At 41.2% G+C, this 14,441-nt stretch carries 10 protein-coding genes; 3 read left to right on the top strand and 7 right to left on the bottom strand.

The window, feature by feature from the left end; all coding sequences use genetic code 11:
• Positions 1-49: 49 nt before the first annotated feature.
• The 5 genes from FTU71_RS07075 to FTU71_RS07055 all read right to left on the bottom strand — a co-directional run bounded on the left by FTU71_RS07075 (position 50) and on the right by FTU71_RS07055 (position 7,503).
• Positions 50-1,225 carry an MFS transporter gene (locus tag FTU71_RS07075; protein ID WP_180037688.1) on the bottom strand — a complete coding sequence of 392 codons (1,176 nt, stop codon included), beginning with the start codon at positions 1,223-1,225 and terminating at the stop codon, positions 50-52.
• Between the two features lie 130 nt (positions 1,226-1,355).
• Positions 1,356-2,276 (bottom strand): LysR family transcriptional regulator, encoded by a 921-nt coding sequence (locus tag FTU71_RS07070; protein ID WP_180037690.1) that lies wholly within the window; start codon positions 2,274-2,276, stop codon positions 1,356-1,358.
• Positions 2,277-2,559: 283 nt separating this feature from the next.
• Complete coding sequence (locus FTU71_RS07065) at positions 2,560-3,543, bottom strand: ion transporter (protein ID WP_180111749.1); 984 nt, start codon at positions 3,541-3,543, stop codon at positions 2,560-2,562.
• Positions 3,544-3,683: 140 nt separating this feature from the next.
• On the bottom strand, positions 3,684-5,396 hold the full coding sequence (locus tag FTU71_RS07060; protein WP_136144566.1) for an AAA family ATPase: 1,713 nt from the start codon (positions 5,394-5,396) through the stop codon (positions 3,684-3,686).
• A 103-nt stretch (positions 5,397-5,499) separates the two neighbouring features.
• On the bottom strand, positions 5,500-7,503 hold the full coding sequence (locus FTU71_RS07055; protein ID WP_180111747.1) for a hypothetical protein: 2,004 nt from the start codon (positions 7,501-7,503) through the stop codon (positions 5,500-5,502).
• Between the two features lie 456 nt (positions 7,504-7,959).
• On the opposite strand from FTU71_RS07055, the gene FTU71_RS07050 reads away from it, so the two are divergent.
• Together FTU71_RS07050 and FTU71_RS07045 are read left to right on the top strand one after the other, a co-directional pair.
• On the top strand, positions 7,960-9,132 hold the full coding sequence (locus FTU71_RS07050; protein WP_019837403.1) for an iron-containing alcohol dehydrogenase: 1,173 nt from the start codon (positions 7,960-7,962) through the stop codon (positions 9,130-9,132).
• A 246-nt stretch (positions 9,133-9,378) separates the two neighbouring features.
• Complete coding sequence (locus tag FTU71_RS07045; protein ID WP_180111745.1) at positions 9,379-10,374, top strand: alpha/beta hydrolase; 996 nt, start codon at positions 9,379-9,381, stop codon at positions 10,372-10,374.
• A 47-nt stretch (positions 10,375-10,421) separates the two neighbouring features.
• Here the strand turns inward: FTU71_RS07045 and FTU71_RS07040 are convergent, their stop codons facing one another.
• Positions 10,422-11,603 (bottom strand): transcriptional regulator, encoded by a 1,182-nt coding sequence (locus FTU71_RS07040; protein WP_168526427.1) that lies wholly within the window; start codon positions 11,601-11,603, stop codon positions 10,422-10,424.
• 244 nt (positions 11,604-11,847) lie between these two features.
• Between FTU71_RS07040 and FTU71_RS07035 the strand changes: the two genes are divergently transcribed.
• On the top strand, positions 11,848-13,359 hold the full coding sequence (locus tag FTU71_RS07035; RefSeq protein ID WP_019837400.1) for an aldehyde dehydrogenase family protein: 1,512 nt from the start codon (positions 11,848-11,850) through the stop codon (positions 13,357-13,359).
• A 175-nt stretch (positions 13,360-13,534) separates the two neighbouring features.
• Here FTU71_RS07035 and FTU71_RS07030 read toward each other — a convergent pair whose 3' ends face one another.
• Positions 13,535-14,119 carry a YceI family protein gene (locus tag FTU71_RS07030; protein WP_180111743.1) on the bottom strand — a complete coding sequence of 195 codons (585 nt, stop codon included), beginning with the start codon at positions 14,117-14,119 and terminating at the stop codon, positions 13,535-13,537.
• Positions 14,120-14,441 lie beyond the last annotated feature (322 nt).

Raw genomic sequence — 14,441 nt, 5'->3', positions numbered from 1 at the left:
TTGAATTCATCGTCTTGTATCAACCAATTTCAATAAAAACCATCCAAATCTAAGCCACTTTGCGAAACAAGATAGATGTTAATATCATTCCCATTGCAGATAAAACGGCCATTAAAATACCAACCCAAAGCCATGTTCCTGTGGCAGATACGATAGCTGCGACCACAGGCGGCAATAAAAATTGTGAAATTGCCGAGCACTGCAACACCAAACCTACGGTGGTACTAATCGCAATCGGTTGTGGTGCAAAATTAAGTACTTGCGCAAATACCACAGCTGCGACTAAACCACCAAATAAAGAGAAATGGATGACCAATAAAAACTGCACAATGAATGGTAAAATATCACGCAAAATATAAAAACTCAGTGCGCATAGCATCAATACCGCAAAACCCATTTGCATCAACACTTGCGCTCTCAGCCCACGCTGTAATAACAACCCACATACAAATGTACCCACCGCATTTGCCATTGCAACCATAGCTGTGAGCACACCTGCGGTTTGTAAAGATATTTGATATTGCTGATAAATGGTCGGCAAAAAACCCACCAAACTGAACCACTGCCCTGCATAAACACCAAAAACCAAAGCCAATATCCATGCGGGTGGATGGCTCAAAGTGCTTTTAATCAGTTCAAAGATGGCAATGGCTTGCGTGCTGATCTGCACACTCGGTACGGCTTTATAAATGATGATTGCGAGCGCAAAGGATAACAATCCCAAACACATCCACACGCCTTGCCAATCCAAGATGGTCAGTAAAAACGGCGTACTTAGTAAACCAATACCCATCCCACCGCCCATATAGGCACTCCACAGCCCCATTTTGGCAGGCAACTGCTCCACTGCAACCAGTTGACGAATAAATGCAGGGCCGCTGAGTGTAATCAGTAAAAAGCCAAAACCTTCAATTACACGCAGACTTAATAGTGCGGAAAAGCTATGTACAAAACCACCAACAAAACTTGCACCTGCCAATAAAGACAAACCCAAAAGTACACAGCGTTTTAAGCCAATTTTTGCGGTATAACTGCCTAGCAACAACGCCAAAGACATGCCCGCAGCTTGTACCAAAGACAGCAAAAAACCTGCCTGAACCAAACTAATTCCGAGTTCAGCTTGAAGGATAGGCACAGTCGGTGGCAACTTGCCAATATGCATTGCTGCCATAAAACCCGCAGCAACAATCCATAAATCCTTGGTCAGCCAACGTACCGAACTCACAGCGCTCTCCCTTAATTTTCGCAAGGCAAGCTTAGCAAGAACATCTCACTGTTTTTAGTGGAGATTTAGATGAGCTTAGTGTTTTTAGCAATTAATCAGCATCCTCTTTAAAATGCTGATTGTGCAATTTTTAACTCGAATAATATTGTGTGCGTTTTTGGGAAAATTTCTCTAATTGCTTCAAAAAGCCTTCAAAATAGCACTTTTCTTTTTCTTCGCTACGATAACCCGCATACAAGGTACGGCGTAATCCTCCCGCAGCAACGCAGTCTAAACGACGTGAAGTTACCCAGCCTTTTTGCTCATATTCATTCACCACCCAATCTGGCAATGCGCCAATCCCTCGCCCACTCGCCACCAGTTGAATCAACATTTGGGTTAAATCTGTAGTACGAATAGCTTTTGGCTGAATATTGGCTGGAATGAATAGCTTAGACATAATATCTAAACGGTGTTTATCGACAGGATAGGTAATCAGGGTTTCTTCTGTCAACTCCTGTACGGTAATGCGCTCGGCACGTACTAAAGGATGAGTATTTGACAACACCAAACGCGATTCATATTCAAAAATTGGAAAATATTCGATACCTTTTAAGGCAATCGGGTCTGCGGTAATCAATAAATCAAATTCTGCGTTTTGCAATAATTCATGCGGATTGGCTTCAAAACCTGAAGCAAAATCTAAATCTACATCAGGGTATTGCTGACGATATTGATTCAGCAGCGGCATCAACCAGTCAAAGCAACTATGACATTCCGAAGAAAAAATAATTCGCCCCGTTTGACCATGCACAATGCGGGTAATATCAGTTTGGGTGATTTGAATTTGTGGCAGGACATCATCCGCCAGTTTCAATAAACGCTGTCCGACATTGGAAAATGTCACAGGGCGACTACGACGGTTCACCACTTCTACGCCATACCAATGATCTAGTTCTTTGAGTTGATGAGAAATGGCAGATGGCGTCAGACATAAATCATTGGCGGCAGCAACCAAAGAACCATGTTCACGCAGGGCTGATAGCGTTTTTAAGTGGCGAATTTCAAGCATTGCTTGTTCCTAGTTTTTCAAGTTATTGACTGCATGTTTAGACCTAGGTCGCATTTTTATTTTGCAAAATAAGAAACAAAGCCAAACATGATTCAATTTAATAATGAATTAATTTAATCTTAGCATGTAAATAATGAGTTTTCTTCATCTTAGTTTTTATTCGATGATATTTACTACGAAATCAATACAATTCCATAAAAATAATATGGCTTTCAGCAAGCATGTTTTAGGCCTCCAACGTGCAGAGCCAAACTAGAATTGAAATTCTTAACCCAAGCCTCGCTTACTCCGACAACTTCTCTCCACAATGTGGGCAGTATTTATAAGGCTCCTGTTCTAAACGCAGCTCTTCTTCACGACGCTCACGAATTAACTGCAATAAAATATCTTGGGTTTGCTCAGTGGTTAAACCGACTTGTTTGCGTAAATCTTCAATTTTTTCTTGATCATTTAACAGATCAATCTCACTATTTTGCAATAGCTCTCTAAATTTCAACCCTAAATGCTGCTTACGTTGTTCAAGTTCGTTGGCTAAACCTGTGGCTAAAATACCTGCAGGCAATGCTGCCAAGCCGACACCCAATACCGTAATTAACGCACCTAAAATTCTGCCCCAAGGGGTAATTGGTGTGACATCGCCATAACCGACTGTGGTTAAAGTCACCACTGCCCACCACATCGAAGCGGGAATTGAGCTAAAGGCTTCAGGCTGTGCCTTGCTTTCCACCACATACACACCTGCGGCAGACATCAAAATCATAATAGAGAGAATAAAAATGACTGCCTGAAATGATCCTTTTTCCCGTTCGATCACTCTTAATAAAATTTGCAATGATACAAAGTAACGTGTCAGTTTTAACAAACGCAGCAAACGTAAAATTCTTAGGAACCGTAAATCTAGATGCACAAAGAAGTTAATATAAGCAGGTAGAATCGCCAACAAATCTATAATTGCCCCACCGCTGGTAAGCCATTTTACACGCTGTTTCCACGGCGAAATAAACGGGTCTTTTTCGGCAATACTCCAAATCCGCAGCAAATATTCAAGCGTAAACACTGCGATGGAAAAGTTTTCAAAATGGTCAAAAAATACCTGATAGGCAAGATAGACATCATTCACCGACTCTAAAATAACCGCACTGGCATTGCCTAAAATCAGTAAAATTAAAAAATAGTTAATGCAACGACTAAACCATGTTTCATAGTCATCGTCGTGTAAGTTGTTATAGACAAATTTTCGAAATGTGTACCACGGTGTAAATGCCATACCGAATATTATATTTTAAGGCTTACAGTGATGGCAGTTTAACCGAAGTTTTTCTCAAAACGATAGTATTTTATGTGACGTTAAGCGGGCATTTTTAATGCAGAATTGCAGTATAAGTCATCATTATCCAAATGACTAAACTACTGAATAAACAGCAATGCTAAACGCACCTGATCATAGCCCATGCGTGGACTAGTCGCTTCAACAATCGGGCGCAGTTTAATTGCGCCATCATCGCTGAAGTGCTCTGCATTTTGACGCTTCATTAATCGCTTATAAATTTTACGGACCTCTTCCACCACTTCTTCACCTGGATGTGCCACTGAAATATCCAGATTTTGTTCTTTTTGCAAACGTGCCAAATGGTTGATAATAGTTGCAGGAGTTAAACCTCGCTCTACTGCAATATCCTGAATATCATAACCTTCTTCAAATAAAGCGCGGGTTTCATCTAACGTGGCAGTCGCATAATTGGTTTTTCCACCTTTGGCAATTTTCTTTTCATTGCGCAAAATTTCGGTTTCGTTCAACGTGCCACCACAGTGACGAATAAATGCATTATGTTGTGGTGTTAAATCCATCAGCTCATAGTGCGTTTCAGCTTCTTCAGACAATTCCTGAAAACGGCGGTCAGCCTTAATCGCTAAACTGTCGAGTTCCAAAGCTTGGCTATTAAATCCCAATAAACGCAAACCGCTTAACGATTTTAATCGTGACAACGCCACATAACCCTGCCCTTTTTCAAAAGTATGGCTAAGATTGATTTCTGCCGCTTCTAAGGTCATACCTTGTGATTTGTGGATGGTAATTGCCCATGCCAAACGCAGCGGAATTTGCTGGAAACTGGCAATGGTTTTGCCTGCATCATTATCCACCGACCAAGTTTCAGGCTCGACCAGTAATACTGTGCCATCGGTCAATTTTACTTTAGGCAAAATACCGTGATCGTCATCTTCTTCAAAGCCAATCACTTCGCCCAAACTGCCGTTGATATAGCCCATATCGAAGTTGTTTTTAACAAACATCACTTTGGCATGTTTTTTTAGATTTAAAATTTCAGGCGCACGTACGGATGATTTCAGCGTTTCAATCAACTTTTCATTGCCATCACACACGGCATCAAACTGCTTGCTCTCAGTTTCAATTTCATTCAGATGCTTAAAGTTGATATTGTCCACGTCCATATTGTGCGTATATAAACGTGTGAAAGTGTCGCCAATATCTTGATGGCGGGTGTGCTCCAAAGCCTGAATATGTTGATGATCAATACTTTGTGCACGAATCGCATTGAGAATGTCATTTAAGTAGTCATCGCCCTGACGGTGCTGCTCGGTTAAATAACAGACCCGAAATTTAGCTTCGACCCACGCATCTGACATAAAACAGAACTTGTCACGATTGCGCTCATCGTTTTTTCCCACAGGCGGTAACTGGAAAAAATCTCCCGCGACAATCACCTGAATACCACCAAAAGCGTCATCACTGTCTTTAAAATATTTTAAAACCTGATTGACCAAATTCAGTTGCTTAGCATGCAACATCGAAATTTCATCAATAATCAGCACTTGCGCATTTTCTAAATGTTCTTTGAGATATTTGCGCTCTTTCATATTTTTCAGGTCGGCATCGGACAAAAAATCTTTAATACCAATGCCTGCCCATGTATGAATGGTCATGCCATTCATGTGCGTTGCAGCAATGCCTGTAGATGCCGTAATTGCCACGGGCACTTTGCGCGCTTTTAAATAATTGATGTATTGATTCAGGGTATAGGTTTTACCCGCACCAGCCGAGCCTGTTAAAAAGACATTTTCGCCTGCTTTTAAAAGTTTAAGTGCAGTTTCCTGTTTCATAAGACCTATACCATGATTGAACGGCTATAGCCTAACGAGTTTTGAGCCAAAAGTTAAGGCTCAAGTCCGTGAATACGACAACGGTTGTCTTATGACTTGTAACTTATGACTTTGATGGTAATTGTGGATTCAGCCATGCAATAAACTGCGCTGCGATGGTAACCAACAATTGTTCTGCTTTTTGATTATTAGGATATTCCAATTGATCAAACACAAGTTGCCCATTCCGAAAGTGACAGCCCATGGTCAATTGCTGCGCATAATGTGGCGATGCCATGTGAAATGCCACATATTGTCCTTCACTCATGGCTTTGGCATAGCTCAGTGCCAAACAGTGTTTAAAGTTTTTCGATTCTTCAATAATACGGTCTAAATCGGTCAGTTCTTCAAAACACCAACCCGAAAAATACAATATTTGCTGCGGGCTTTTCGCCTGCCATGTGCTACATGGAATTTCTTTTTTCAGTTTGGCAAATAGCTCTGCTTTATACACTTGTTGATGCCAATGCACCGCTTGATGAAACAACCCCAACCAACTCAAACTTTTTGGAATATGCGTATGCGCTGCAAAATACTCCAGTAAATAGTCACGCACATAACTGTCAAATACTGAAACGCGTGTATTGTGCGCACGTAAATAAAAACGCTGCCGAAAATCATCAGGCTGAATCTGATAACGCTGCAATACCGTATAAAAGTCACGTTGCTGCTGACTATCAGACTGAATATAGTCCAACAAAGCTGTCGGTAAATCTTGGGTGATCTGCTGTAAATACAACATATAACTTTGCATGACACGACTTAAACGCCGAAATACATGCTTGACCAAATGCTCATCGTGTTGCGCCACGGTTTTCAGCAAAGTCATCCATTCATCCAAATACAAAATAGAAGGACTAATGGCAACCCGCGGATCATCCAACGATTGTTTTTCGCCATGCGGCATTAAACTGACATTATGCGCATGTGCGAACCACGCTTGCTGTGTCGCATATACATTACAGCTTTGAATGAACATACGTGCGGCTGAATATTGAAAATATTGCAAAGTTGCCAAAATAATCCGTGGATGTGCCTGACTACAATCGACAAAACTGAGCGCAGTCACTGCCACCCGCACACTGGTATGATGAATATTTAAACTAAGCCAATCCAACACTTGTGCAGACTGTTTAAACAGCCAATTCACCGCACGTGGATAATCAAATAACGGCAGTTTGGCGACTTTCTTTTGCCAAATTAAAGGGCAAGATTTTAAAAAATGCGGTTTCGCCAAAGCATCGGAACGCTGCCACACCTCACGGTGCATTAAACGCGCAAAACCCAATAAATGCCCATGTTCTTCGGCATGTCGATACAACAACCGAATATCATCCTGATGATCGATTAAATCCTGCAAATTAAATCGTTCAGGAAATGAAATACTTAAAATACGATGCATGGCTTTAGGTAAAAATTCTGCCGCACTAAAACAAAAATCATCATAACTTTGCATCAGTGCTTGCACTGGCAAAAAGGTTTCACCCTCTACAAATTCCAAAGCACACAGCATCGATAAGTTAGTTAAAACATCTTCAGGAATGTGCTGCCCTTGCTGCACAAATTTGGTCAATACTGGTTGATACTGATCGTCTGCCCGCATTAATGCCTGATCTAAAATTTGTGCCTGCATTGCATCTAAATGCAATAACAATTGCTTAACCCGTGCTGCACCATCTACCCACAGGTAAACTTGCTGCAGAATCGATTGTCGCAATTGCTGCGCCTGATTACGCAAAAATAAAGAATGCTGCGGTTTTAAATCCCCAGTCAAAAAATGCAGATCATGTAAGAAAAAATCTTCAAATGCTTCTTGCTGTTTCCCCGCAAATTCAAAGTGAGTTTCTATTAAATTTGTATGCGATTTTGGCGGATAAAATTCAAGACTAAACAGACCATTCAGCAATTCGACCCGATGCTGCAAAGGATCGATCCGAAACAAATTTTGTGCTGTAAAATGTCCAACCAAATCCATTTGATCTTGATAGATTTCTGCGGCCACACTGGAAATACGAACCAATTGCTGTGCAACGGCATGCAACTGGCTATGCTGGCAAATTGGCTGCATATACGCTCCTCATGCTTAAGTGCGGTCTATCTAAGTGTCATCTTATTTTTATTTGATTGCACCGACTAGACCCATCACGTGATACATCCCTATTTTTTGTTTTTTATTTCCATCTGCAAAAAGTGGACAATTCTTCAATCGAGCTTAAGCCACTTATTAATTGAATTACACCTGAAATTTATGTGAACGGTATCTACACCTTAAAATTAGAGATACAAAAACACTATAAACAAGATTTAAGCCCTTGCCTATAGCCTGCGCATCACTTCAGAAAAAATAAAAACCCATTAAAAAACAAATAAATTTCAATTGATTAGTTTGCATTATTTACTCAGAAAATAGGGTTGGTGTTTGGTAGGTAGGATTTCACCACAAAGCATTGAATACTCAAATCACGGTTCAACACCGCGATAACAACACATTATTCCAATACCCAATGCAAGAAGGAATCTGAGCATGGCTTTTAAAAATATTGCAGATCAAACCAACGGTTTTTATATTCCTTGTGTGTCTCTCTTCGGCCCTGGTTGTGCCAAAGAAATTGGCGTAAGAGCACAAAATTTAGGCGCTAAAAAAGCCCTGATTGTGACAGATGAAGGACTGTTTAAGTTTGGCGTTGCCGACACCATTGCAGGCTATCTCACCGAAGCAGGCGTTGCCAGTCATATCTTTGCAGGTGCAGAGCCAAATCCAACCGACATTAACGTACATAACGGTGTCGATGCCTACAATACCAATCAATGCGACTTTATTGTGTCTTTAGGTGGCGGTTCTTCACACGACTGTGCCAAAGGCATTGGCTTAGTTACCGCAGGTGGTGGGCATATTCGTGATTATGAAGGCATTGATAAAAGTACCGTGCCAATGACTCCACTAATTGCCATTAACACCACAGCAGGTACAGCATCGGAAATGACCCGTTTCTGTATCATTACCAATACCGACACGCACGTTAAAATGGCAATTGTCGATTGGCGCTGCACACCACTCATCGCCATTGATGATCCAAAACTCATGATTGCCAAACCTGCAGGTTTAACCGCAGCAACAGGCATGGATGCTTTAACTCACGCTGTAGAAGCCTACGTTTCAACTGCAGCCAATCCTATTACCGATGCCTGTGCGGAAAAAGCTATTCGTATGATTAGCCAGTGGCTCAGCCCTGCTGTGGCAAATGGTGAAAATATTGAAGCACGTGATGCCATGAGCTATGCGCAATATTTGGCAGGTATGGCATTCAACAATGCCTCATTAGGCTATGTGCATGCCATGGCGCATCAACTCGGTGGTTTCTACAACTTGCCGCACGGCGTATGTAATGCAATTTTATTGCCGCATGTTTGCGAGTTTAACCTGATTGCCTGCCCTGAGCGTTATGCAGATATTGCAGAACTGATGGGGGTAAATACTGATGGATTAACTACCACAGAAGCCGCCTATGCCGCAATTGATGCAATTCGTGAATTATCTAGCTCAATTGGTATTCCAACAGGTTTAGCAGAGTTAGGCGTTAAAGAAGATGACTTGGCGATTATGGCTGAAAATGCACAAAAAGATGCCTGCATGCTCACCAACCCACGTAAAGCCAATCATGCACAAGTGGTCGAAATTTTTAAAGCCGCGATGTAATTTGAATCTCCTGCTGAGTGAATCACGATTTGCTCAGCATCTCCCATCCTTTTTTCAATTTTCGTCTGTTGCTGTTTTATTTTTATCCTTCCCTTTGGCAGAACCATCTCAGATGCGTTCTGCTTTTTTTCCTGTTCAGAACAAAATGAACTCTCAGCATAAAACTAAACCGTTATAGATGCAGAGAGTTTGCATAATTCAATTTGACAAATGCGCACAGCTCATCAAGGATATAGACAAAATAAAATGGATGACGAACACCTTATGCTGTTAAGTAAAAAACAAAAAACAACACCAAGCTATCAACCCGATATTTTGGGTGCCGATTACCAACAAATGACGCTGGATTTTCCTTCGGATTATGAAGGCAAAGTGATTGCTACCTTGGTACGCAAAAAAGCCGAACAGGAAACCCGTAAAGCCGTACTTTATATTCATGGTTTTATTGACTATTTTTTTCAAACAGAAATGGCAGACCAGTTTAATCAGCATGGTTATGACTTTTATGCCCTAGATTTACGTAAATATGGGCGTTCGCATTTGTCACATCAATATTGGTACAATGTGCGCAGCTTGTCTGAATATGATGCAGAAATTTCCGCTGCACTTGAGCAAATTGCCACAGAAGAACATGACTCAGTAATTTTGGCAGGACATTCAACAGGTGGATTAATCACCACGTTATATGTGGCACATCATCCCAATCATCCACTGATTCGTGGTTTATGGTGCAACAGCCCTTTTTATGATTTCAATATGACCGAAATTGAGAAAAAAGCTGGCGTACCACGCTTAAGCCAACTCGGGAAGTTATTTCCAGATTTGAAGTTTCCAAGCCGGCTAAATCCATTTTATGTACCCAGTCTACACAAGCAATATCATGGTGAATGGTTATTTAATTTAGAATGGAAAAAGCCACGCTATCCTAAAGTGCGATTAAGTTTTGTACGTGCAATTCATGAAGCGCAAAAAGAAATACATGCCAGTGTGCATTTGGGTGTACCCACCTTAATTATGCATGCGAGTCAAAGTAGTTATCCACGCCAATGGAATGAGATTGCGCAACGCACTGACGTAATTTTAGATGTTGCAGATATGCAAAAATATGGGCATCACATGCATGGTGATATTCAGCTTTGCCAAATTGAAAATGGCATGCATGATTTGGTGCTTTCTGCGCCCGAAGTCCGTGCGGAAGTATATCAGTCCTTGTTTGACTGGTTAAACCGCAAAGGGCTATAAAAACTAAAGGACAGTGAAATGAAAGCCTAAATGACTTGAGTCGTCCTTTAGGCTTGGTATTTTAATAAAATTTGATGTGCAGGATGATGCTTTGGCATCAATTCAATTAAACGCTCCACCGCGTCAATCGCTTCAGGGCTGCGTGCCAAATGTTTTAGCAATGCATCGGTATCTTGTGCATTAAAAATGGCTTCACTCAGGCGAGATTCTAAGCAATCTCGCCATGCACATAAAAATGGACTTTCAGTTTTCGCCAAAAATACCCCTGCACACGTTTGCAAGGCTGACTGCACATAACCTGCATCTAAAGCCTGCTCGGCTTGTAAAAAATCGGCTTCTATATGCGCTAAAACTCGGTAAGGACGCGAACCAAGCATCCCGCCTAGAATATCACGTAATTGTGACATTTCAGCTTTTAGCGTCCCCATACTAACTTTACGCTCACCATATAGGGCTTGGTGTAAAGTATCTAAACTCATGCCTTGTGGGCAAAGTGCCAAAATCACCAATATTTCAATTTGACGCGGTGTCATCACCACCACTTTGCCATTAAATAACACCTGTGGCACGCGAAACGCGCGAATATAAAGCTGCTGTTTTTGCTGTTCAAGTAGTGCATTTTGAATCAAAGAAGCACAGCGTTCTGCTGCCAACAAACCCAAACTGTTATGGTTTTTCCAAGTAGTCGATAAATCAATTACGCCCAACACTTGTTTGGAATGAGGGTCTAAAATAGGCGCTGCATAACAAACCCAGTCATGTAAGGATGACATATAGTGTTCACTGGAAAACACACAGCTGGCTTGCTGAGTTTTGAGTGACAAAGCCAAAGCATTCGTACCCACCAACTCTTCACGCCACTGCCCACCTTCTACAAAATGCACCTGTTCCGCCACATTACGCATTTGCGCGCTCGCAGCAGTCCAAATAATCGTAGTGCCCACATCGCCCACGGCTGCCACCATGTCGGACTGCTGCGCGATATGTCTTAAATCCTCTGCACAGTTTTGCACAGCACGTTGTAAAGCCGAACCGCCTTGCGGATGCGATAAACGAGAATTTAACGGGGCTGCCAGCCGATCAACAGGAATTTCCGCAATTTGAGAGCGTTGCCAAGAATTTAAAATACTCTGCTGAATTTGCTGCGCATGTAGCGGCGATAAACTACTGCTTTGTCTAAACTGTTCAATATGCTGTCTTTTTTCCAATAGGTCTTGTTTTTTCATCATGACTGATTCTCACAATCCTGTGGGCATTACATCCATTGTACTGCTTACTTTTGTAAGGATTTGTTCGCTGCTTGTAAACCTGCAACTTTCCAACCTTTTTCCAACCTTATATTGGTATGCTAAACAAATAGCGTACCAAAGTACCTTATACCTTAGCCGTAAATTTAAACTGATTTTAGACATAGGATTATTCTAAACGGTAAAGAGACGGCAGATTATAAAAAACCATCAAAGGAAGTGAATTATGCGTTACGTAGATCCCAATCAACCCGGTTCAAAAGTTCAATTTAAAGCACAATACGAAAACTTTATTGGTGGCGAGTGGGTAGCACCAGTCAAAGGCGAATACTTTGAAAATATCTCTCCTGTAGATGGCAAAGTATTTACCAAAGTCCCACGCTCATCTGCAGAAGATATTGAACTGGCTTTAGATGCTGCACACAAAGCCAAAGCTCAATGGAACAGTTCATCTCCAACAACGCGTTCTAACATTTTGTTAAAAATTGCAGATCGTTTAGAACAAAATCTAGAGTTATTGGCAGTTGCCGAAACTTGGGATAATGGTAAGCCTGTTCGTGAAACATTGGCTGCCGACATTCCTTTGGCGATTGACCATTTCCGTTATTTTGCGGGCTGTATTCGTGCCCAAGAAGGCGGAATTTCTGAAATTGATGAAGATACCATTGCCTATCATTTCCATGAGCCATTGGGCGTTGTAGGGCAAATTATTCCATGGAACTTCCCTATTTTAATGGCAACATGGAAACTTGCACCTGCTTTGGCTGCGGGTAACTGTATTGTACTTAAACCTGCAGAACAAACCCCTGCCAGCATTTTAGTTTTAGTCGAACTCATTCAAGATCTATTGCCTGCAGGCGTACTAAACGTAGTCAATGGTTACGGCGTAGAAGTTGGTCGCCCATTGGCAACCAATCCACGTATTGCCAAAATTGCATTCACAGGTTCGACTCAGGTCGGTCAATTGATCATGCAATACGCCACTGAAAACATCATTCCAGTGACTTTGGAGCTTGGTGGTAAATCTCCAAATCTTTTCTTTGAAGATGTTATGGCGCAAGAAGACGACTACCTAGACAAAGCACTCGAAGGCTTTGCTATGTTCGCGCTGAATCAGGGTGAAATTTGTACCTGTCCATCGCGTGCGCTCGTGCAGGAAAGTATTGCTGACCGTTTCCTTGAAAAAGCCATTGAACGTGTTAAACGTATTAAAACAGGTCACCCGCTTGATACTGAAACGATGATTGGTGCGCAAGCATCGCAAGAACAACAGGATAAAATCTTGGGTTGTATTGCGACAGGTCGTGCCGAAGGTGCACAAGTGTTAACAGGTGGCGGTGAGCGTCATGAAGTTGGCAGCGGTTTCTATATTGAGCCGACAATTTTCAAAGGCACCAACGACATGAAAATTTTCCAAGAAGAAATTTTCGGCCCAGTGCTTTCTGTGACCACATTTAAAGACTTCGATGAAGCCATTAAAATTGCCAATGACACCATTTACGGTTTAGGGGCAGGTGTTTGGTCACGTTCTGCGCATACCTCTTACCGTGCAGGTCGTGCTATTCAGTCGGGTCGCGTTTGGACGAACTGTTATCACATTTACCCTGCGCATGCAGCTTTCGGTGGTTATAAAAAATCAGGTATTGGCCGTGAAAACCACAAGATGATGTTAGAGCATTATCAACAAACCAAAAACTTGTTGGTGAGCTATTCAACTAAACCTGCGGGCTTCTTCTAAGCTTTGTTAAATTTTAAAAGCTAAAGCTCCTATATAAAAATGCGAACTTCGGTTCGCATTTTTATTTCATCCCTTTCAATATTAGACTCAAAATCTGCCACATGTATAAATACATCTAAAATTACAGACACAAAAAAGCACCATATCAATGGTGCTTTTATCACATCATATCTGCTTATTTTTTTGCAGCTACAGATGCTTCAGTGGTGATGTTTACAGTAATTTTATCACCTACGTTTGGTACATAGCTTGCAATACCAAATGCAGAACGGTTGAATGAAGTTGTTGCATTAAAGCCAACAGTCGCCGCCTGAGTCATTGGGTGTGGACCTTGCTTGTTCAATACGGCATCAAGTACTACCGGTTTAGTCACACCTTTTACAGTTAAATCACCAGTGATTTTAAAGTTTTTCTTGTCTTGAGTTTCAACTTTAGTACTTTTGAAAGTAATTATTGGGTATTTTGCTGCATCAAACCAGTCTGCTGCCATTAAATGCTCATCTAAAGCTTTAACGTTAGTGTTAATACTGCTTAATGGAATAGTTACGTTAACAGATGAGTTCGCAGGTTTTTTCTCATCAATATTGATTGTACCTTGAATGTTTGAGAAGTTACCTGATGGTGTAGAAAAACCGAAGTGATCCCAAGTAAATACAGTTGCAGTATGGGTTGGGTCAATTTGATAAGCTACTGGTTTTGCGATAGTCATTGTTGCTGCAGAAGCGATAGCCAAACCTAATGCAATTGATTTCATGTTCATGTTGTTGATCTCCAAAAGAGTGAATTCGTTTTCAATGAGGTTTAGTTTATAGATTTTTGCTGCAAATACAGGATTAAAGATAAAACAGTATGTTGCATGACTGAAACGATAAATTTGTAAAAATATGCATGCGCGTTTTACATCGCTGTTGCAGGGCTGCGATATTGAATAAAACCTGTTCTTTTTGCGACACGAGAGGGCGTTCAAAATTCTGTGTCAGTAAATTTGACTAGATTTTAATTATATCATCTAATCGACCTTCAAAGTAAATGGATAATTGAGTAATCGTTTGTCCCCATTCCTGAATAGGCATTGTCCATTT

It is taken from the genome of Acinetobacter sp. YH12136 (genome assembly GCF_013418545.1).
GTDB classification, from domain to species: Bacteria; Pseudomonadota; Gammaproteobacteria; order Pseudomonadales; family Moraxellaceae; genus Acinetobacter; species Acinetobacter towneri.
The sequence above is the reverse complement of the archived record's forward strand: the minus strand, read 5'-3'. Positions and strand labels throughout refer to the sequence as shown.